The following is a 19783-nucleotide window of genomic DNA, read 5'->3' as shown; positions in this document are numbered from 1 at the left end:
TGAGGGGCACTTGGCTTCTCAAACCTCTTTTGATTTGCTTGACTGATGCGGGCAATTTGAGAGGGGGAATCATGGAACTTGATGACGCTATGCTAACCGTCGAGGTTAAGAACAGCAGACCTGTCGATCTGATCGATCTCACAAGCAGTTTGGCGGCGTTCGCAGAGGCGTTCAAAGATTTTGCGAATGAGAAAACCGGCGACCCGTTACCGGATAATATGCGTCTTTACGTGAAAGAAATTCGGTCAGGCAGCATCATTGCGGATCTGATTGCACTAAACGACCAAGCAGAATGGCTGCTAAAGCACGCTGAGGTTTTCGGAGCGTTTGCGGCGAACCTCAACGATATTGCCAATTTTTTCCTTGGCAAGCCAAATGATCTTCAGGAAGCGCCAACGGCTAAACAGGCCAAGCAAATATCACACATCATTGATCCTATCGCAAAGGATCACGGGTCACAGATGAACGTCATCGTTTCTAGCGGTGGGATAGTGAACATTAACAATGTCACCATCAATTCGACGGAGGCGAACGCAATTCAGAACAAGGTCGCAAACTATATTGCGCCGAAGCTTCCGGCCCAGATGGGGATGGCTGATCAGTTATTGGTTCTGGAGCAAGTCAAAAACAACCCATCTTCAAAGTCTGGTGACAGAGGGATCATTGAAACGATCAGCACCAAGGCAGTGAAACTCCAGTTTGTATCCGAAGAAGTGAAGCGGAAAATTCTGGAGATCAAAGAAAACCCATTGCAGTGCGTATTCCTGGTCGATGTTGATGTGCGTTCCATCGAAGGCAAGCCGATGCTGTACCGAATTGTAGAGGTCAAGGACACTATTGAGCGCGATTAACCTGCGCGGCAGCTATGTGTATGTGAACCGCAGCGCGGAGCGCGCAAACAAAAAGCCCCGGCGCGAACCGAGGCTTGCAAATTAAAAACCCCGCCGAAGCGGGGTGGGCGGTTTGCAATTAATTGCTATTCTAATGGAAAAGTTTGTACACACGTACACATCGATAAACTTGCAAGGTAAATTGAAAAAATCATTCACGACTCAAGTCAGGCAGCATGGTAACAAACGTGGATTCTGATTAACGAGATTGATGCAAAAATGCCTCAACGGCAATTATCTATATGTATCACAAATATTTTTTCTGGCGATCTAGCAAGCCTAGAAGGCTTCAGTCCCACTCGAAGACTGAGACTTCGTAGCACATTTTTAATCAAAAATCAATAGGTCAATGCAAAATTATCGCATTGACAGGGTATGCAATTATCCCACTTAGAGTAAGTGAAATTAATATTGACGCTAATTGCAACCACAAGGAAAGGAGGGTGCAATGAACATGATACAGCACTTTCTCGTTTGGTGGAATCGTAATGCTGTCAAGAATGGTAAGGTAAAGTTCCGCAACCAAAAGGAAGCAGCGGAATTTGTTCGACGTGTGCAGAATAGGACCGGGGGGCCGAATGCCAAGCTTATTGCAATGCGAGAGCGCTACGTAGAAGCTCATGCAGGCAAGGGGGCAAAAGGATCGTCTGGATCTATCCACCGTTGAGGTGAGAAAATTTTCGTCGGCTAGTGTAGTCAATAGGTTCGACTGCGGTAAAAGACCGATAGATATTTTCCTTAAAAACAAAGCTAAGCGGTATACGAAACGATATGAGTGCACGGTTTACTGCGCTCATATCGGTTCATCACCAACAGTTCTGGGGTTTTACAGCCTGTGTGTTGGGTCTGACTCTGTATCAGATATGATGCGGGAAAAGCAGAACTATGTGAAGCACAGGGTTTCTTTTCCTTCCCTTCATATCCCCTTTCTTGGCGTCACTACTGAATATCAACGGCAAGGGCTAGGGTCTTTCCTTCTAATGGACGCTTTTCAGAAGGTCAGACTGGTAGCAGAGTATGCTGGCTTATATGCGTTAACACTACAATCAATGGATGCTGAATCAACGGCGTTCTATAAGAGCTTGGATTTTGAACCTTACACTGAAGACGATGAGCAACCAAAGATGCTCTATCCGATTGATAATATCTTCAGGCTCGTAGACGGCAATCCAATTGATGAGTGAGCCGGGCGTTCGCTCTTTCGACTTCAAAGCCCCCATTCTCAGGGAAGCAGCACCGGATCCTATAACAGGCTCTAGCGCTCCGCATCTAGTCTGACACCACATCTAGCGGCGGCAAAATGCCGTTAACGCTTCGTCAAGAATGTTCTTGTTTCGTTCTCATTTGTGAGTCATCCTGTCGCACATAACAAGCGTACAGGGAGTAATGAGTATGGGCATGCAAACCAATTATATCGTGCAGAGCTACACGAAGGTAAAGGGCGGTAATCTGCGCCCGGACACCCCTTTCATTGCAAAGGACGTAGCGCATGCGAAGCGAACGGCAGAACGCATGGCGGCAAGCAGCCCCATGGTTATCGCCTTCACCAATACAGGCGATGCAGACACAGGCGATTTTGACCCGCCAAAGCTAATCTATGCTCATGGCGACAAACTGCCGCCAGAAGTCGAAGAGATGGAAAAAATTTAGCTCGGGGGGGTGTAAATGATCAGGTATAAGCCGCGTACAATTTCTAAAAGGGATCAGACCCTTGTGGAATTGCGGGGCATCGCTGGCGGCTTATCACTGCTGGAAATGCGCAGAATCATTGAGCGCGATGCTACTCTGAAGATGATTTTGCTTTTGCCTGAGCCTGTTCTTGATGAGGCTCTGCTGGTTGGTAAGGCGCTGCAAGCTTGCGCAAAACATCGGCATAGCTCTCCTGAAGATCTGGAGGAAGGCTATCATAAGCCATAAGTATCTCACGATACTTCGACGCGAGATCGACCATGGGGCCGGTCCCGCGCATCAGCCATTCAAAGCGCACTTTGAACCGCTTGGCATACATCTCCCCTTTATCAGCCCTGAAGCCTGAGCTTCCATTTTCATGCCCGGCATATGTTGGATATGGCACGCCGAGGGCCTCGGCAGCATCCGACGCTTTGTCGAAGCCTGCTTGCTTGCGAGCAGCTGCTAATCTTTCATGAAGTTCCATGGCTGTGATTATGTCATAATCCTCTATGAGAAACTCATTGACAAATAACTATGAGTTTTCCATAGTTGCGATATGGAACAGAAAATCGATGTCCGCTCACTCCGCACCAACTTGAAGATGACCCAAGCCCAGCTTGGCGCTGCAATAGGCGTTGACCAAAGCACAGTATCGCTGTGGGAAGCAGGCATGCAGCCACGCGGACCGGCGCTGAAGCTTCTTTCGATGTTGGCAAGTGGCGGCAAGGTTCCTTCTCCCAAGCGCCCCCGTTCTGTGAGGGCGTCAATATGAGCGACGTTATCCAAGTTGCCGAGCTTCGCGCATTTGTTGAGCGTATCGAACGTGATGAGGAATTCATCCGCGAGCGCAACGCTGACAAGTCCGAAACATACAAGGAGCTTAAGGCTCGCGGTTATGACGCGAAGATCGTCAAGAAGATCGTCGCCGCTCGGCGCATGGACACGCATGTTCGTGAAGAACAGAACATGGTTTTCGATCTGTATTGGGAAGCCCTTCATGGCTCCTCTCACGTGCATGCACGCGAGGGAGGTGCGGAATGAGCAAAATTTACTGTTCATTCTGCGGCAAGGATCAGGACGAAGTTCCGATGATGATCGCCGGACCGGCACACGTTGCAATTTGCCATGGGTGCATCTTTGTGTGCCTGCAGGCTGTCGCTGATTGGTCAAAGTCAATTCTCCTCCCAGAGATGGACCGCGCCACGGAAGGCTCTTTTGAGACTGGAAGTGCGGCAGCGGAAAACGCCCGTGAGGTGTCCCGGCAAAGGCCGGATGACGGTAGCGTGAGCCATGCCGGAGCGGGTGAAAGCCCCGCAACTGTTTCCATTTCGTCTGTCTCCCCTCAAGCCCCCCCCCAAGCGGCAGACGAAAAGAACCTCGCCACCTTCGATAAGCGTGGCGAGGTTCTCCCTCATGAGCAGAAGTAAGGCGGCGATGATGAGGAACATCTCCTGCTCAATCTCAAATTCACTATTCTGCGGGGCGTCGGGATTTCCGTCGCGCTCTTCCAAATTCAGCATGATCTCCCGCAGTTTGGGACGCGGCATGCTGTTGCGTGATCGGGGAACCCCTCAAACCCAGAACAGCAGGGTCACGTTCTACCGCGTCTTTGATTTCTTTCTGTCGGGCAATCGCTGCTTTTCGTGCTTTGCCGAGCACTCTCCAAGCCGCTTCGCCAATCGATATGAAGTTTTCATCTCTCAGGCCGACCGGGTTGCCGCCCGTGTCGCCCGTAACAATCCGAAGTCCTTTGTTTGTTTTCGCAAGTCTCTCTTCCATGGCGTCCACTATAGCCATGGAGAGCGACAAGGTGTTGTCAAAGCGTGACAAGAGATCGTCAATGAGTGACACGACTTTTTCAATGAACGCGATCAAAGAAGCGTTCCCAGAGAAAAGATACGGAAGCGCTAAGAACGCTCAGTACGAAGCGTTTTGCTTTATCCGTAGCCGTGTTTCCAAAGAAATTACCATGAGGCGCATTCGTTCCATTTGGGAAGGCGCAGCCCGTCGAATTGACGGGGAAGAAAAAGACGCCCTTCGGGAGGCGAAGATAGAGGAAGCCAGACGTGAGCAAAGAGACATTCGCCAGCGGCTTACAAAGATTGATGCTTTCCTTGCCTCAGTCGACGCGGGTCGCGATAGCTCGTCATCTGCAGAAATCCGCTAAAAGGCGCGCATCTCTCGCAGAGTGGATATGCCCGGAAATTCTTGACGATGAATTCGTACCAGCAAACATTGAGGCGCAGTCGATTGCAGCCGTGTTTGCGCTCATCATCGGTTTGCCTGTGCTCATTCTCATCATCTGCCTCAGCTATGCAGCTTGGAGGGTGTGATGACAGCAACCGCACGCGGCCTTTTCAGGGCGACAGGAAACAAGGCGAAGCCGGTTCACATCATGCTCGATGGCGAGATTGTAAAAGCCGATTCCCTCGTTCGTGAGAAAGACGATTTCTATCCGACGCCGCCAGAACCTACACGCGCATTCCTCCATGCTGAGATTGAACGCCTGCGCGACTTCCCTTGCATCTGGGAACCGGCTGCCGGTGACGGAGCTATGGTGCGCGAAATGGAATCTCTCGGCCTTGTCGTTCGTGCATCCGACTTGATTGATCGCGGCTGCGATGCGGATATCCGGTCTTTGTATGATTTCCCGGTTTCACCGGCACCAGCCATCGTTACGAATCCTCCTTTTCAGGAATGCAACAAAGACCCGGGTTGGGTACGCCACGCGCTTGAAAATCTCGCCGTGGAATACATGGCGCTGTTACTGCCGGTGAACTGGATGGGTTCAGGTGCTGAACGCGCTCAGCTCTGGGCGCAGTACACGCCGTCTCGCGTTTATATAATGCGCTGGCGCATCGACTTCACAGGGCAGGGCGCGCCGCCAATGCTCAATGCTTGGTTCGTCTGGGACAAGGAACACCAAGGCGAGACGGTTCTACGCATGCTCGACCGGAAAGACGCTCGACAGGGTGAACTATTCGGAGGTGGAGCATGAACAAGCTTCGCGTCCTCGATCTATTCAGCGGCATTGGCGGGTTCTCACTTGGCTTGGAACGCACAGGAGGCTTTGAAACCGTCGCGTTCTGCGAAATGAAGCCACATGCACAGGCTGTACTTGCAAAGAATTTTCCGGGCGTACCGTGCCATGGCGACGTGACAACATATGAATTTCATGAAGGAGAAGCAGATGTCATTACAGCTGGCTTCCCATGCCAAGACCTTAGCTTTGCCGGTGCAGGCGCCGGACTGTCCGGCTCCCGTTCTGGATTGTACCGGGAAGTCATTCGAGCCATTCGCGTGGTACGACCAGTCAGGGCAGTGCTGGAGAACGTGGCAGCTTTGCTTAGTCGAGGGCTGGGAACGGTTCTCGGAGACTTGGCCGAGATCGGGCATGACGCGGAATGGCATTGCATACCGGCGAGTTCCGTTGGTGCCCCTCACAGGAGAGACAGAATATGGATTGTTGCCAACCCCAGAGGCGAGCAACACGAAAGCGGTTGCGCGCCGATCAGCGGGTCGCTCTCCGAGGGACTTTCTAAAGCCTATCTGGCCAACACCTCGTGCGAACGAGGCGATGAAGCGGGGGAACTTCGACACTTCGAATCCGAGGAATGGGCTGCCAGCCGCGGCAAAACGTTGGCCGACACCGACTGCGACCATGCACAAAGGTTCTTCCCAGGCTGCTTTAACAAGGAAGAACGGTCGGGATCAGTCAGGGGATCGGCTGGATCATGCAGTGATGGCGTCGGACAGTGGTCAGTTGAACCCGGATTGGGTCGAGTGGCTAATGGGGTTCCCCATCGGGTGGACCGCCTTGAAGAATTGGGGAACGCAGTCGTCCCGCAAGTCCCGGAAATAATAGGGCACGCTATCCTCGAAGCCATCGCCCGCAAGGCAGAAGGCGAGGCGGCATGATGAAGCTCTCGCTCCCGTTCCCACCTTCTGTCTGGGATATCTATGTCGGCTGGGGCAAGACGCGCCGCCTCTCGCCTGAATATGCGAAGTGGCGCAATGACTGTGGCTATTTCCTAGCGCGGAAGAATGAATTCATCGACGGTCCATTCAGCATTCAGGTTGCCTTGAAGCGCCCGCATAAGCGCGCCGATCTGGATAACAGGCTGAAAGCCATCCTCGACGTTCTCCAGCATTACAAGGTCATCAAGAACGACAATCTCTGTGAACGGCTTTCCATGACGTGGTGCCCAAATATTGAAGAAGAATGTGTCGTGATCCTCACTAGAGCCGAGGAGGCGTTAGCATCATGATTACCCAAGATTATTTGAAGGAATGCTTGGCTTATGATCCAACCTCCGGGGCTTTTACATGGCTGGAGCGCTGCCGTTCGCATTTCAATACAGCCAGAGCCTTTAACGCGTGGAACGTTCGTTATGCAGGCAAAACGGCTGGCAGTGTTTTGGAGAATGGGTACGTCTCTATATCGATAGATAGCAGAGCTTACCGTGCGCATCGATTGGCTATTCTCTACATGACGGGGCGGATGCCATCTGATCTTGTAGATCACGCCAACCTAATTAGGTCGGATAACAGGTTCCCCAACCTGCGGGAAGCGACACGTAGTCAGAATGGCGCAAACAGGGCAGATGTATATGCGTCTTCAGGTGTCAAAGGCGTAACTTGGCATGTACATACTGGTAAATGGCAAGCTCGTATCCGGGTATCTGGAAACAGCAAATACCTTGGCCTCTACAGTGAATTAGAAGACGCAAAGGAAGCCTACAGACTAGCCGCACACAAGTATTTTGGGGAATTCGGCAGGGAAGCCATCTTGCAGCGCGCCGAGGAGGCGCAGGCGGCATGATCAAGCCAGAAATCCTTGATGCCATGGTTGCCAGCGGTTGCACAGCCGAGCAGATTGCTGCGGTCGTTAAGGCTTCGATGTCTTCGCGGTCATCAAACGCTGAACGTCAGGCCCGGTTCCGTGCCAAGCGGAAGGCAGCGCAGGGCGTTACTATTAACGAAAGTAACGTTACGGGCGTTACGGTAACGGATGTGGTTTCCCCTAAAAAAGAAACCTCCCCCACACCCCCTAAAGAAAAAACTACCCCTTCCACGATTTCGGAAGCTAACGCTTCCTCAATTTCGCTCGAAACCGAGTTCGAGCAACAGTTTTGGCCAGCCTATCCACGTCGTGTCGGCAAGGGGCAGGCTCTCAAGGCTTTCCGTGCTGCTCGAAAGCAGACCGAGCTTGAAACGATCCTCGCCGGCGTCCGTAGATACGCTGCTGACCGCCAAGGCGAAAACCCGGAATTCACCAAACACGCTTCGACGTGGCTGAACGGCCAGTGCTGGACCGACGAGCCAATCCCGAAGCGTGCTGATCCCCCTCCAAAGCAATCAGCCCCTGCCAATCCACGGCAACAGATGTGGATAGACGAATTCAACAAACACAGCGGACAGAGCCATGAACCAGATAGCGAAGAAGGATCAGTTTTGGACCTTAGCCACGGCGACGGATATAGCCGCAGCGATGGCGGGTCTGTCCGTCTTGCCTACTCGCGCCTTGGGTAACCCGGACGCCGAGAAAATGGCCTACATGAAGGCTCTGGACGGCGTGACGAAGCACGGGCTGGAACGGGCCGTGGATAACATCCTTCGCGGCTCGCTCGGCCACGGGTTCATGCCGTCGCCACCGGAACTCCGCCTTCAGTGCGATGAGGTCATGCGACCTATCCGGGAGGCAGAAGCCCGCGACCGACGCGAAGCTGAAATTCTCAAGGAACAGCACGAAGAAAAGCGTCAGCGCGAGCACTCGCAATCGACATGGACGCCAGAAAGCCGTCAGCGCGCATCTGCCAAGTGGCAAGCCATCAAAGCCCAGATGCAGGCAGAGGGCGCCAAGGATGACGCCAAGCGCGATCAATATGACGTCAGCCCGGAAGCATGCGCAGCTAGGTTGAAAGCCGCGGCAGAAGCCAACGGCCACGAATTCAATATCGACAATCTCACCTCCGCTCCTAGCGGATCATTCAAGCAAGTAGGGAGGGCAGCATGAACACGCTAACTCCAAAGCAGAAAGAGGCCTTGGATTTCATCAAGGGCTACATCGCATCAAATGGCTATGGACCGTCCTACGATGAAATTCGTATCGGCCTTGGCTTTTCATCAAGAACAAGCGGGCATCGCCTTGTGCACAACCTCGTCAAGCGCGGAGCCATCGAAAAGCCCGCTGGACTCGCCCGCTGCTATTCATTTCCAAAAGGGAGGGCCGCGTGATGGCCGACATTCAAACAGGTGGTCCAGCGTTTCCAGAAATTACAGGTTTCCATCAGCGCCAGCACGCCAAGGAGAAGCAACGCCTAGGTTACGACGCCCAGTGTGAAGGCGGCATGACGCTCCGCGATTACATCGCAGCTAAGGCGCTTCAAGGGTTTCTTGCCAGTGAATTCGTTTCCGATTTCAACAAGGAAATAGGTCCGTATCGTACGGACGCGGATATCAGGCGCAATTTGGCGACCAACGCATATCTATACGCCGACGCCATGCTCGCCGCACGCGGGGAGGCAGTCTAATGTTCGCCGCCTATTCATCCAACACAGAACGCGCAGCACGGGCTTACCTTGCAAGGAAGGCAGCGGAAGAACGAGCGCTTGCAATAGAAGCACAGCCGCCATTACCGGAACCAGAGATTGTTGAAAGCGAGCCTGCTATTGAGCCGGAACTTAGCTTTGACGACTTGGCGCGTGAGGCGGTTCGACAGTTTGAGGAAACAAAGACCGTAAGCGCAGATTTGCAGGACCGACATATTCCGGTGAAAGCCATTGTCGCGGCAGTATGCGCTGGAACTGACGTTACCCCAGCGGAAGTGTTTGCTGAAGGGCGTAGCCATAGAATCCTGAAAGTTCGGCATACAGCAATCTGCGTAGCTGCATTGGCGCGCCCGAAGAAATCGCTTCTCTGGCTGGGGCGGATGTTTCAGCGCGACCATTCGTCAATCCTCAATTGCCTGATCAAGCACGGCATCGAGCGCGACCTGTCCCACAGGCCGAAGAAGCTCACCAAAGCTGACGTCGAGCAAATCCATAAGCTTCGCAATCAAGGCATGGGCAGGGAACGGATAACAGCGACTATCGGCATATCTACCACTAAGCTCGAGTATGTGTTGTCAGGCGACCGGAAACGTTGCGCCAAATCCCGTGTGTCAGAGCTATTTGAACTTGGCAACAACACCTACGAAATAGCGAAGATCATGGGCCTGTCAGAAGCGCAGGTGTCAGCACGCCTTCATGCTGCGCGCAGTCTTTCCATGAAAAACCAATCCAAACACGCGGCATAGGAGAGATCGATGAACCGAATACTCGTGGAAATGGACGCTGATGGCTTTTTCACATTCTCATCGGATGAGCCGGTGACAGTCATCACCGTTTCGGAAAACGCTCCGAATGATCGCGTTTATCAGATGCAAGTAAAAGTCAGCCCCGACTATATCGACAGCATCCTCGGTGACGACCTTACGGGCCATATCAATGACGATGTGGAAGGCAAGCGACCGTCATTGAAGCGCAAGAGCATTCAATAACCCCAGTCAGCGAGGAACGGACATGGGAAAGATGACCCTAGAAGATAGGTGGCAGCGCGACGGGGAGCGGTGGCTATACATCTACCTTATGGAGATGGAATTAGAGCAGGTGCAGAAAGCTAACACCCTTCTGAAGCTGCTGTTCCTGATCCCTCTAGCAATAATCATCTGGCAGGCAGTTTAAAGGCAAGCGAGGAACGGACATGGCGGCGATGACTGAACAGAGGAAGATTGCAGACAAGAGATTGCGCGACGCCCTTAAAGTGGCGCGGCGCAAGCATGAGGAGCCGGGAAGCCTCAAATCAACGGTGCGCGTGTGCGGCACCCCCAATCCGCACTTTAACCCGGCGCATCAGCCCTCCAGGTCCAACCCGATCAAGGTTGACGCTCTGGTCAATATCAAGGAAAGCGCCGTGGGCACGCTTTACGCGCGCGGCCATATCAATGATGCGCAGTGGGCGGCGGCTGGACGGTTCCGCATGTACTGGGAGCAGTCCGGTGCTAAGGGCGCTATCGCAATCGACTATGGCCGGGTTCAGGTTGACGGCGGCAAGGCGCTCGATCCGCTGCCTGATCGCGTGGTCGAGGCAACGCATCATCTCAATAGCTGTCTGCCTATCATCGGCAAACGCACCTTCGATCTCATGATCAAAGTCGTCGGGCAGGGCATGGAAATTACCGACATAGCCAAGACCCAGCGCGAGAAGACGACATTCAGCGACTACATCAAAGATGGCCTTGAAGAATTATCGGTGCATTGGGGCTATAAAACGCGATAGGTAGTTGCCCGCTTAAGCGAATTACACTATATTTTGTATTGTGGTGATTTGTGCTTAAGGCGCAACCCGATTTGCAAGGCGGTCTTCGGGCCGCTTTTTTATTGCATGCGGGGTTGGAATTCATTTCGTATCAAATCAGCTATCCTTTCGCGCCAATTCGGTTCGTTCTCTACAATCCAGTTAACGAGTTCGACTTCGAGCCGTATCGACAAGCTAACTTTCTCGATTGGATTACGAGGTCTACCCCTTCGAGTTTTCTTGCTGCCGTCATTCATGAAACAGTTGCCCCCGTTGATTCCATAGAACAAGGGTCAGGTGCGAACCTTGCGCGAAAGTTTCGGGGCGGAGCATTCAACGGAAAGCGACGCGGCTCCTCGCATGTAGCTGACGGCAAGCGAAGAAAGCGTAGTCGGTTAATGGTGGCGTAAAGACGTTGTGAGAGCCTCGCCCGAAAGGGGCTGACAAGCGCATTAATAAATGGAATATGCGCTCTTTTCAGCCCCGCCTTGAGCGGAAGGTCAGTATGAAGTGCCCAACACGAGGTACAAGCACCACATCAATATTAAGAGAAAAATGCCAATGAGTATTTTAGTTACGGTTTCTGGTTTCATCGGGTACCTGTAATAAGAAGCCATCGGCCCTCAAACGCCTCTGCGCATTTCAGATAGCTATCGCCTTTAGAGTGTTAGTTGATAGGCGCCGGTGGGCGAGTATTCCCTCAGCAAACTAGCGACGTTGTAACAGAAGATACGCTATCGCCGCAGTCACACCGACGGCGGCCCAAACAGAAATGATACCAGGATTGTCTTTGGTGTACTGAATAGCCTTTTGCCCTTGATCCCGCGCCTCGGTTGCGATGTCGCTTACGACGTCGGTTGTTGTGTGAAAGGCGTGTTCTACGCTTTCGGAGGCGCTGCTTGTTTGTTTAGCTGCTCGGGAGGACAAATCCTTTATTTGCTCACGCAGTATTGTGATCTGTTCCGCTAGTTTTTCTTCGATGCTCTGAGCCATTTTGGCCTCCTTTTAGTTTCCGGGGCTCCGCCCTCATCGTCCTACCGATCAATGGTCTCTGCCATTGTCCGGTGTTTATCGATGAACGACTTTAGCGCGATCCGAAGGCTGTATTCATCAAAGGTGCCTTCCTGAAAACGGCGCGTTAGGTATCGCGCCGCACCGGTGCGCAAATCTTGCGTGTCTCCCGGTTTGCGAGCATCCCTAAGAAGGCGGGAAATCATATTAATGTTTCTGGAATTCAAGGCGGTGGAAGACATGACGTCCTCCTTCGTTGCGGGCTAGGCTTTTTGAAGCCTGAACGACAGCGCCCGTTCCAAATGCTGTCGTGATATCTACCATGCGCCTTATGTGACCGGAAAGCAATTAAGGCTAAGATGTGGGCCGGGCGTGTGGAAACGGCAAACGTCAAAATTCAAGTGTAGCGCGACATCACGCTAATCTTATCAAGAACGAGAAAAGCGCTCTGCTTTTCGGCCTAAAATACGATTTCAAGAATATCTAGACATCGATGGGGGTCAAGAAGCCCAACCACACAAGTACCGTAACTAGAACAAAAAGCGCAAATATTGATATCTGAATAATGGCTCGATTTTTCCGTTTCATCGACCGCGACGTGCTATTCTAGCGATGCGTTCAGCTATTATACTAGGAATTGGAAAGGGGGGCTTAGCCGGCGGCTCACCGTCCTCTTTTTGGCCCGCTGAGCCGGTGCGCGTCTGGTTTGTGGCTTCCTCGGTTTTTCGAAAGCCTAACAAATCCAGCATTTTTATCGGATCGCGTCGGGTTGCTAAGAACGCTGACATTGGCCCCTCATCTTCGTTCAATATGGATGGAGGAGCGTCGTTTGAAGAATCACTTACATGCGTGCGAAGAATTGCTTCACGCAACGACTTCAGATCAAGTTTTCGAAGGAACCGATTGTAGATATTGGAAGACATAAAAATCTTCCTTTTGTTAGGGCTGGGGTCGCCCCCTTGTCCGCAGCGCCCGTGTCAATTGCTGCCGAGAACATCACCATGCGCCTTTATCTGCGCCATTGCAATAAAGACGGACTCAACCGCATTCACTGCCATAGCTGGAAACAGCTGATTCAAAATCATCCTGTGCGCTTCGCAATCGGCGAAACTCAGAGTAGCAATCGTCTCGGCCTTGGCTATCGCTGACGCAATTGGCATATCGCTTAAGAGCGCTTTCTATATCGCTCGTTGCTGAGTTATAGCTGTTAACAGCGTCGTCGCAGTCAGCGAATGAGATCGTCGTGGCAGTTAGCACGAGTGCGAGCGACATAGCTGGCATCAGAACTGCTTTTTTCGTGGCCGTCATCTAAACCTCCTCCTTTTGCCCATCAGGATTACAACCGTGAGTCTCACGCCAAAACAAGAGCGGTTTGTCGCTGAATACCTGATTGACACAGACCGGTTCTGGTCAAAGGTGAACATTGCTGACGCCAACGAATGTTGGAATTGGCTGGGAGCCAAAGACAATCTTGGCTATGGGCGGTTTCATGTGGGCATATCGCGCAATGCTGCGATGTTGGCCCATCGAGTAGCTTTCGGTATCGCTACTGGCGATAGGCCGGAGGCAGTTTGCCACCGTTGCGACAATCCAAGCTGCTGCAATCCATCCCATTTATTTGGCGGAACGCGGGCCGATAATAATTTGGATATGGCAATAAAAGGCAGAAACAGAGTTGAGAAGCCCGCCCTTCAAGGCGAAAAGCACCATCAAGCAAAGCTTTCCAATGCAGACGTTCTAGAAATTCGGGCCTTATATGCGGCAGGCGGTATCACGCAAAGGCAACTTGCCGATCAGTTCGGTGTATGTCAGCGATCCATAAACAAGGCTGTTAGGTCTATAGGTTTCAAAAATGCCGAGCAAAGCCAAGTTAACACCTAAGCAGGAAGCTTTTGTTGCTCAATATTTGCTGGACCTGAACGCCACTCAGGCAGCAATACGGGCAGGATACAGCGAGAAGACGGCTCAACAGCAAGGTTCCCGCCTGTTGTTAAATGTTTTGGTGCAGGAAGCGATTGCCAAAGGGCGGGAAAAGACCGCTGCCAAGCTTGAAATCACCAAAGAGCGCATTGTCGAGGAACTGGCCAAGATCGGCTTTTCGAACATGCTCGATTACATGCGAGCAGGGACAGATGGTGACCCATATCTGGATTTCTCCGATCTGACGCGTGAACAGGCTGCGGCCCTTTCGGAGGTTACGGTAGAAGGCTTCAAGGATGGCCGAGGCGAAGATGCGCGAGACGTTCGCCGCATCAAGTTCAAGCTCCACGATAAGAAGGGCGCCTTGGTCGACTTGGCCAAGATGCTTGGATTTATGGTCGAGAAGCACGAACTCTCTGGGCCCGACGGCGCCCCTATACAGACAGAGACCAGAACATGGCGGGAAGTGCTGCGCAGCGAAAAGAGCTAGAAGCCGCGACATATCTCACCAACCCGAACCTGTACGACTTTTGGGAGCGCGTTTTCCTCGGAAAAGCCGATATTGCGGTTCTTCACGGAGGGCGGTCGAGCTCCAAGACAAGAGACACGGCTTGTCAGCTTATTCGATTGATTGATCACTTGCCGGTAAAGATGCGCGTTCTGTGCATCAGGCGCTTTCAGAACCGCATTCAGGAATCCGTATATACCGAGCTGAAGTGGGCCATTAATCACCTCGGCCTGCAAGCATCGTACGAAGTCCAGAAGACAACTATTATTCATCGCGCCACGGGCTCGGAGTTCATATTCTACGGCATCGAGCGCAATCTCGAAGACATCAAGGGCACGTCTGACGTTGATATCCTCTGGGTGGAAGAAGCCGAAAAGCTAACAGAGGATCAGTGGGTGGTTATCGGCCCAACTATTCGCAAGGAAGACAGCCTTGCAATCCTTCTGTTCAATCCGAAGTTTGTTACCGATTATGTCTGGAAGAACTTCGTTGTCACCGAGCAGCCTCATTCAGTAGTGAGGAAGATAGATTACACCGAAAATCCGTTCCTGTCGCAAAAGGCGCTGCGCGATATCGCTGCAATGCAGGAACGTAACCCGGAAATGTTCGAACATGTGTACGGTGGTGTACCGTTAGGTGATAGCGAGCTATCAATCTTCAAGCGCCGCTGGCTGAATGCATGCGTCGATGCGCACAAGCTTCTTAAGGTTGATCTTACGGGACGAAACATAATTGGATTTGATCCAGCAGACGATGGCGAGGACAAAAGTGCCACGGCTGATAAAATTGCGGGCGTCTTCGTTGACGCTGATGATTGGGCGTCGGGTAAGGATGAGCTTGTTCAGAATGCCAAGCGTGTCTGGGCGAAAGCAAAGCTGCTCAGTGCAACGGTGTCATACGATACGATCGGCGTTGGTGCTTTCGTCGGTGGCTATATCGATGAGCGGAACCAGACTGACGGATCAAAGGTCCAGCATTTCGCATTTCATGCCGGCGGCTCTGTCATGGATGGCGACAAGCCAAGCGATCCGCTCAATAGCAACAGCCCGCTCAATAAAGACGAGTATTTGAACCTCAAGGCTCAGGCATGGGCAAACACGGCGCGTCGGGCAATGCTGACGTTCAACGCTGTAACTCGTGGACAATCGATCAAGCCTGAAGATGTGTTGTCGTTCTCGTCTGAGATGGGCAAGGCGAAGCTTGATGCCTTGTTCACTGAACTTTGCGTTCCTTGGTGGGTGGAGAGCGAAGGCAAGAAGCGCGTTGTTCCTAAGCTGAAGCTCAAGAAGGATCTAGGCGTCAAGTCTCACAACCTCGCTGACGCGGTGATCGCGGCTGACAATATCAATATTGAGGCGCCTGCTACGGCTGCCCTATTCCTTAGCAAGAGGCACCGATGAACCCAATTCGAGCCTTGGCCAATGCCGCGGCGCGTCGGCTCGACGCTATATTCCCAGGCCACTTCGCTGCCGCCAAGCACAACCATTATGCTGACTTCGGATATCCAGAGCACCTGTCGTTTGACATGCTGTACGGCATGTATAGCCGAAATGGTGTTGCGGCAGCTGGTGTTGACAAGACCATCTTGAAGACATGGCAAGACAATCCATTCCTACAGGAGAAGCAGAGGGACGGATCAGAGGGCACGAAAAGCGACGAAACCAAGTTGGAAGCGGACATTCGCCAACGCTTCGAAGACCTGCGCATCTGGTCGCGCATTGCGGAAACGGATCGTCGCTCACTGGTTGGCGCTTATTCTGGCCTGATCCTTCGCTTTGCCGACAACAAGAAGTTCTCTGAACCTGTCGATACGGTGCCAGGCGGGCTGAAAGGCTTGGTTGAAGTCATCCCGGCGTGGGAAGGACAGTTACAGGTCTCGCAGTGGGATACGGACGAAATGTCCGATACCTACGGCCAGCCAAAAATGTACCAGTTTAATGAAGCGAGCGTTGGTGACGAAACACGACAGCCACGCCAGTTCATGCTTCATCCAGACCGGGTGATTGTCTGGTCACGTGATGGAACGCTAGATTGCCGCTCACTTCTGGAGCCCGGCTATAACGATCTGATTACACTGGAGAAGGTCAGCGGGGCAGGCGGCGAGGGCTTCTGGAAGAATGCCAAGTCAGCACCGGTTCTGGAAGTAGACGCCGAGGCCAAGCTTGATGAAATGGCCAAGATCATGGGCGTTCCCGTCGATGAGCTTGTCGATCGTATGAATGACCAGGTCGAAGATTGGCAGCGCGGCTTTGACAAGCTGTTGATGATGCAGGGAATGACCGCGAAGACACTTGGTGTCACGCTGCCGAGCCCTGAACACTTCTTTGCTATCGCCCTCCAAGCATTCGCAGCGTCCATCTCGATACCGGTCAAGATCCTTGTCGGTTCACAGACCGGCGAACGGGCCAGCACGGAAGATGCAGACGAATGGGCCAAGACGAACATGTCTCGCCGTACTAACACGGTTCGGCCCAACATCATGGACTTCGTCAACCGTCTGGAGCGATTCCGCATACTGCCTGAAAAGGATTGGTATCTGGATTGGGCCGACCTGACAGAAACGTCCATGGCGGAGAAGATCGACCGTGTCGCCAAAATGGCCGATACCAACCAGAAGATGAGCGCAACCAACGAGTTGGTATTCACTGCTGATGAGATGCGTGAAGTCGTCGGCAAGGAACCACTCACGGACGAACAGCGATATCGTGAGGATGACGACGACGATCTGACCGCCGCAGCCGGGCTTCCTGTCGATCCCGCAACCGAGGAATAACCAATGAAAACCGTTCGGGTGAATATCCGATCACTGGCTAACGCCGGTGCGATCCGACGCGAGAAGAGAAACGGGCGGGACGTGGTTATCGTACCGTCTGCAACTCTCCCAGACGACATCGTGATGAATGACATCATGTACCCGGCTGACGAGATCGAAAAGAGCTTTACCAGTCTCGAACGAACACCGGCGCCGCTCGGTCATCCGATGGTCAATGGTGTATTTGTCTCAGCGCGTGACCCGGAAGGGATCAATCTAGGCTGGATCGGTGCATGGAATGAGAACGTGCGCCGTGAGAATGGTCGGGTGTTTCTCGACAAGGTCATCGACGTTGAAACCGCAAGCCGCTCAGACGGCGGGAAGCGGGTTCTGGAAGCCATCGACAATGGCGGACCTATTCATACGTCAACCGGTCTCCTCGCGCTTCTGGAAGCCGCAAACGGTGACGTGAACTACAAGCATATCGCTCGAGCCCTTGAATTTGACCATGACGCCATCCTGCTTGATGAGCCGGGCGCGGCCACACCTGAACAAGGCGTCGGCATGTTGGTCAACTCCAAGGGTGAAAAGCAGGAAGTCGAGGTCATCAACTCGTTTATCGAGGATGCTGACCGCGAAATGGATTGGGCGGTGGATAGCCTCGCCCGAGCTTTGGAACGGCGCTCCAAGGCGTCCGTGCTGGAGCGAATGAAGACCGCGATTATGGAGGCCGTTGGCCTGTCCGAGCGGGTTCCCTCAACCAATCGAAAGGAAGACGACATGTCTGTCTCTGACGAGCAGTTCAAGGCGCTTTCCGATGAGGTCAAAACCCTCACGGACGGATTTGCCAAGATCGGCGAGACCATTGGTGCCGCAGTGGCCAACGCTGTGAAACCTCTGGTCGATGCACAAAATGAAATGGTCGCCAACCAGAAGGCCAAGGAAGACGCCGAAAAGGCTGACCTAGTCGAGAAGGTCGTGAAGGCCAATCTTCTCACCGAAGCAGTTGCAAACACGCTGTCGATCGATGCTCTCAAGGAACTGGCTCCGAAGGCTGAACCTGGCCGCGCAGCTGCTCTGAACGGTGCATTCAAGCCGACGAGCGATAAGTCCGGCTTCAAGGTTCCGGAAGGAGAATAATCCATGGCCCGCTATAACAAGATTTTCGCTGGCCCGTTCACTGAGGCCACTCCGCAAGTTCAGGAAGGCATTGCAGCCGCTGCAACCCTTCCGGGTCTTGCCGTTGTGCTGAACGGTACTGGCGGCTTTGCCATCGCTGGCGCATCCACCAATGAAAAGGTGTTCATCGCTCAGGACAACTACCTTGTCCTCAAGGGCGTCGATGATGCGTGGGCTGCCAATGATCGCATGATCGGCATGGAAATGCTCGATGAGCAGTTCTTTAACGTCCGCGTACCGACCGGCACCAACGTCGCCAAGGGCGCCAAGCTCACCACGAACGCCACTGGCCGTTTCATTATCGCCGCCGCTGACACGCGCATCATCGCGATCGCTGAAGAGGCTTACAACAACACGACCGGATCGGACCAGCTTGTGCGTGTACGCGCAGCCAAGGGCCATCTGGCCGCGGCATAAGGGAGTTACACCACATGCGTTACTTCTCCTCCCAGCTTCTCAACAGCTCGCGTATTCACGCCGGTTGGTGGGATGAGGTCTCGGCGGACCGTGAATGGTTCCACAATTCTGAAGATCAGCTAGCTGCTGTGCGAAATCAGGCTGCGGTTCTGCCCCGTGATGCTTGGCTTGAGCTTGACGGCATTACCCGCCGCGTCATGCGTAATGACGAAGGTCAGGCATACATGGCCGATCTGATGCCGCTCGCAAAGGCGGTCAATATCGGCAAGCTTGTCCACCTCAACCGCGTCTCGTCTGATGCGGGTACGGTTGTTCGCTCTCTGTCTGGTCAGGTGCCGGTTCCTCTGGACAAGGTCACCTATGACTATCGCGGCACTCCGGTTCCGATCTTCTCGACCGCGTATGGTCGTGAATGGCGCGAATGGAACACGCTGCAGTCTGAGAACTTCGACGCTCTGTCGGATGATCAGGAAGCACATACCGCCAAGATCCGCCGCGATATGGCTCTGTATGCCCTTGATGGTGATGCTTCCATCACTGTGCAGGGCTACTCGGGTTACGGTATCCGTACCTCGCCGTTCTCCAAGGCCATCAACCTTGGCTCGGCTGCTGGCGGTGCGAACATCGACCTCACCACGGCGGGCTCTGATGATGTTGATGACTTCATCACCCAGACGCTCGGCGCTATGCTTGATGACAACCTCATCACCGGCAAGGTCAACCTGTATATCTCGCCGGAGATCGGTCGGAACTTCGACAAGTCCTATTCGGGCTCGACTGGGTTCAAGGGCGGCACTCTGCTCTCCTATCTGCTCACCAATCGCCGCATCAACAAGATCGTGGTGACTTATGAACTGAGCGGGAATGAGTTCTTCGGCTTTGTCCCGAACTCGGAGTTCATCCGTCCGATTGTCGGCATGGCCGTGAATACGACCGCCAAGGTTCGTCAGAACCCGACCGACAACTACTCGTTCCTGATCATGGGTGCGATGGGTCTGGAAATCCGGGCCGATTACAACGGCAAGACCGGCGTTTTCTACAGCACCGTCGTCAACTGATGAACCAGCCCGGCCTTAGTGCCGGGCGTCCTCTTTCAGG

The 19783-nt window shown here is 53.1% G+C and carries 31 protein-coding genes and 1 pseudogene; 28 read left to right on the top strand and 4 right to left on the bottom strand.

The window, feature by feature from the left end:
• Positions 1-71 precede the first annotated feature (71 nt).
• The 3 genes from QBD01_RS18230 to QBD01_RS18220 all read left to right on the top strand — a co-directional run bounded on the left by QBD01_RS18230 (position 72) and on the right by QBD01_RS18220 (position 2540).
• On the top strand, positions 72-851 hold the full coding sequence (locus QBD01_RS18230) for a hypothetical protein (RefSeq protein WP_280993995.1): 780 nt from the start codon (positions 72-74) through the stop codon (positions 849-851).
• Positions 852-1510: 659 nt separating this feature from the next.
• Positions 1511-2074: a GNAT family N-acetyltransferase gene (locus tag QBD01_RS18225; protein WP_280993994.1), complete on the top strand. Its 564-nt coding sequence runs from the start codon at positions 1511-1513 to the stop codon at positions 2072-2074.
• 214 nt (positions 2075-2288) lie between these two features.
• Complete coding sequence (locus QBD01_RS18220; RefSeq protein WP_280993993.1) at positions 2289-2540, top strand: hypothetical protein; 252 nt, start codon at positions 2289-2291, stop codon at positions 2538-2540.
• A 130-nt stretch (positions 2541-2670) separates the two neighbouring features.
• On the opposite strand, the gene QBD01_RS18215 is transcribed toward QBD01_RS18220, so the two are convergent.
• Positions 2671-3045: a helix-turn-helix transcriptional regulator gene (locus QBD01_RS18215; RefSeq protein WP_231193233.1), complete on the bottom strand. Its 375-nt coding sequence runs from the start codon at positions 3043-3045 to the stop codon at positions 2671-2673.
• A 72-nt stretch (positions 3046-3117) separates the two neighbouring features.
• Between QBD01_RS18215 and QBD01_RS25460 the strand changes: the two genes are divergently transcribed.
• The 3 genes and pseudogenes from QBD01_RS25460 to QBD01_RS25455 all read left to right on the top strand — a co-directional run.
• Entirely contained in the window at positions 3118-3333 is a 216-nt protein-coding gene (locus QBD01_RS25460) for a helix-turn-helix domain-containing protein (protein ID WP_392391438.1), read from the top strand.
• On the top strand, positions 3330-3602 hold the full coding sequence (locus QBD01_RS18210; RefSeq protein ID WP_280993992.1) for a GapR family DNA-binding domain-containing protein: 273 nt from the start codon (positions 3330-3332) through the stop codon (positions 3600-3602). The genes QBD01_RS25460 and QBD01_RS18210 overlap by 4 nt, the downstream gene beginning before the upstream one ends.
• A pseudogene (locus tag QBD01_RS25455) lies at positions 3599-3706 on the top strand (ClpX C4-type zinc finger protein); the annotation flags it as partial. The gene QBD01_RS18210 and the pseudogene QBD01_RS25455, both read left to right, overlap by 4 nt.
• Positions 3707-3733: 27 nt before the next feature.
• Here the strand turns inward: QBD01_RS25455 and QBD01_RS18205 are convergent.
• The gene (locus QBD01_RS18205; protein WP_280993991.1) at positions 3734-4081 is read right to left on the bottom strand and encodes a hypothetical protein; all 348 of its coding nucleotides are present in this window, start codon (positions 4079-4081) and stop codon (positions 3734-3736) included.
• On the opposite strand from QBD01_RS18205, the gene QBD01_RS18200 reads away from it, so the two are divergent.
• The 14 genes from QBD01_RS18200 (at position 3975) to QBD01_RS18135 (ending at position 10880) form a co-directional block, all read left to right on the top strand.
• Positions 3975-4388, top strand: coding sequence for a hypothetical protein (locus tag QBD01_RS18200; RefSeq protein WP_392391437.1), 414 nt, complete (start codon positions 3975-3977; stop codon positions 4386-4388). The two genes, QBD01_RS18205 and QBD01_RS18200, sit on opposite strands and share 107 nt — an antisense overlap.
• 13 nt (positions 4389-4401) lie before the next feature.
• Positions 4402-4728, top strand: a complete 327-nt coding sequence (locus QBD01_RS18195; protein WP_280993989.1) for a hypothetical protein — start codon at positions 4402-4404, stop codon at positions 4726-4728.
• A 165-nt stretch (positions 4729-4893) separates the two neighbouring features.
• Positions 4894-5559 (top strand): hypothetical protein, encoded by a 666-nt coding sequence (locus QBD01_RS18190; RefSeq protein WP_280993988.1) that lies wholly within the window; start codon positions 4894-4896, stop codon positions 5557-5559.
• Positions 5556-6479 (top strand): DNA cytosine methyltransferase, encoded by a 924-nt coding sequence (locus tag QBD01_RS18185; RefSeq protein WP_280993987.1) that lies wholly within the window; start codon positions 5556-5558, stop codon positions 6477-6479. Before QBD01_RS18190 ends, QBD01_RS18185 begins: the two co-directional genes overlap by 4 nt.
• Complete coding sequence (locus QBD01_RS18180) at positions 6476-6829, top strand: RusA family crossover junction endodeoxyribonuclease (protein ID WP_280993986.1); 354 nt, start codon at positions 6476-6478, stop codon at positions 6827-6829. Before QBD01_RS18185 ends, QBD01_RS18180 begins: the two co-directional genes overlap by 4 nt.
• Positions 6826-7383, top strand: coding sequence for an HNH endonuclease (locus QBD01_RS18175; protein ID WP_280993985.1), 558 nt, complete (start codon positions 6826-6828; stop codon positions 7381-7383). The genes QBD01_RS18180 and QBD01_RS18175 overlap by 4 nt, the downstream gene beginning before the upstream one ends.
• The gene (locus tag QBD01_RS18170) at positions 7380-8093 is read left to right on the top strand and encodes a hypothetical protein (protein ID WP_280993984.1); all 714 of its coding nucleotides are present in this window, start codon (positions 7380-7382) and stop codon (positions 8091-8093) included. Before QBD01_RS18175 ends, QBD01_RS18170 begins: the two co-directional genes overlap by 4 nt.
• Before the next feature lie 16 nt (positions 8094-8109).
• Positions 8110-8577: a hypothetical protein gene (locus QBD01_RS18165; protein WP_280993983.1), complete on the top strand. Its 468-nt coding sequence runs from the start codon at positions 8110-8112 to the stop codon at positions 8575-8577.
• Positions 8574-8798, top strand: coding sequence for a hypothetical protein (locus QBD01_RS18160; RefSeq protein ID WP_280993982.1), 225 nt, complete (start codon positions 8574-8576; stop codon positions 8796-8798). Before QBD01_RS18165 ends, QBD01_RS18160 begins: the two co-directional genes overlap by 4 nt.
• Complete coding sequence (locus QBD01_RS18155; protein WP_280993981.1) at positions 8798-9094, top strand: hypothetical protein; 297 nt, start codon at positions 8798-8800, stop codon at positions 9092-9094. Before QBD01_RS18160 ends, QBD01_RS18155 begins: the two co-directional genes overlap by 1 nt.
• Entirely contained in the window at positions 9094-9858 is a 765-nt protein-coding gene (locus tag QBD01_RS18150; RefSeq protein WP_280993980.1) for a helix-turn-helix domain-containing protein, read from the top strand. The genes QBD01_RS18155 and QBD01_RS18150 overlap by 1 nt, the downstream gene beginning before the upstream one ends.
• 9 nt (positions 9859-9867) lie before the next feature.
• On the top strand, positions 9868-10101 hold the full coding sequence (locus QBD01_RS18145; RefSeq protein ID WP_280993979.1) for a hypothetical protein: 234 nt from the start codon (positions 9868-9870) through the stop codon (positions 10099-10101).
• Between the two features lie 22 nt (positions 10102-10123).
• Positions 10124-10285 carry a hypothetical protein gene (locus QBD01_RS18140; protein ID WP_280993978.1) on the top strand — a complete coding sequence of 54 codons (162 nt, stop codon included), beginning with the start codon at positions 10124-10126 and terminating at the stop codon, positions 10283-10285.
• 19 nt (positions 10286-10304) lie between these two features.
• The gene (locus QBD01_RS18135; protein ID WP_280993977.1) at positions 10305-10880 is read left to right on the top strand and encodes a hypothetical protein; all 576 of its coding nucleotides are present in this window, start codon (positions 10305-10307) and stop codon (positions 10878-10880) included.
• Between the two features lie 726 nt (positions 10881-11606).
• On the opposite strand, the gene QBD01_RS18130 is transcribed toward QBD01_RS18135, so the two are convergent.
• Entirely contained in the window at positions 11607-11891 is a 285-nt protein-coding gene (locus tag QBD01_RS18130) for a hypothetical protein (protein WP_182520178.1), read from the bottom strand.
• A gap of 41 nt (positions 11892-11932) precedes the next feature.
• Positions 11933-12151, bottom strand: coding sequence for a hypothetical protein (locus tag QBD01_RS18125; RefSeq protein ID WP_280993976.1), 219 nt, complete (start codon positions 12149-12151; stop codon positions 11933-11935).
• Between the two features lie 603 nt (positions 12152-12754).
• Between QBD01_RS18125 and QBD01_RS18120 the strand changes: the two genes are divergently transcribed.
• The 8 genes from QBD01_RS18120 to QBD01_RS18085 all read left to right on the top strand — a co-directional run bounded on the left by QBD01_RS18120 (position 12755) and on the right by QBD01_RS18085 (position 19743).
• The gene (locus QBD01_RS18120) at positions 12755-13057 is read left to right on the top strand and encodes a hypothetical protein (protein ID WP_280993975.1); all 303 of its coding nucleotides are present in this window, start codon (positions 12755-12757) and stop codon (positions 13055-13057) included.
• Between the two features lie 196 nt (positions 13058-13253).
• Complete coding sequence (locus tag QBD01_RS18115; protein ID WP_280993974.1) at positions 13254-13790, top strand: HNH endonuclease; 537 nt, start codon at positions 13254-13256, stop codon at positions 13788-13790.
• Positions 13762-14319, top strand: a complete 558-nt coding sequence (locus QBD01_RS18110) for a terminase small subunit (RefSeq protein WP_280993973.1) — start codon at positions 13762-13764, stop codon at positions 14317-14319. The genes QBD01_RS18115 and QBD01_RS18110 overlap by 29 nt, the downstream gene beginning before the upstream one ends.
• Positions 14286-15737: a PBSX family phage terminase large subunit gene (locus tag QBD01_RS18105; RefSeq protein WP_280993972.1), complete on the top strand. Its 1452-nt coding sequence runs from the start codon at positions 14286-14288 to the stop codon at positions 15735-15737. Before QBD01_RS18110 ends, QBD01_RS18105 begins: the two co-directional genes overlap by 34 nt.
• Positions 15734-17110: an anti-CBASS protein Acb1 family protein gene (locus tag QBD01_RS18100; protein ID WP_280993971.1), complete on the top strand. Its 1377-nt coding sequence runs from the start codon at positions 15734-15736 to the stop codon at positions 17108-17110. The genes QBD01_RS18105 and QBD01_RS18100 overlap by 4 nt, the downstream gene beginning before the upstream one ends.
• 3 nt (positions 17111-17113) lie before the next feature.
• The gene (locus QBD01_RS18095; RefSeq protein ID WP_280993970.1) at positions 17114-18229 is read left to right on the top strand and encodes a hypothetical protein; all 1116 of its coding nucleotides are present in this window, start codon (positions 17114-17116) and stop codon (positions 18227-18229) included.
• 3 nt (positions 18230-18232) lie between these two features.
• Positions 18233-18685, top strand: coding sequence for a hypothetical protein (locus QBD01_RS18090; RefSeq protein ID WP_280993969.1), 453 nt, complete (start codon positions 18233-18235; stop codon positions 18683-18685).
• A 14-nt stretch (positions 18686-18699) separates the two neighbouring features.
• The gene (locus tag QBD01_RS18085; RefSeq protein WP_280993968.1) at positions 18700-19743 is read left to right on the top strand and encodes a major capsid protein; all 1044 of its coding nucleotides are present in this window, start codon (positions 18700-18702) and stop codon (positions 19741-19743) included.
• The last annotated feature ends 40 nt before the right edge of the window (positions 19744-19783 follow it).

This window comes from Ochrobactrum sp. 19YEA23 (assembly GCF_029909865.1).
In the GTDB taxonomy this organism is placed as follows: Bacteria; Pseudomonadota; Alphaproteobacteria; order Rhizobiales; family Rhizobiaceae; genus Brucella; species Brucella gambitense.
The sequence above is the reverse complement of the archived record's forward strand: the minus strand, read 5'-3'. Positions and strand labels throughout refer to the sequence as shown.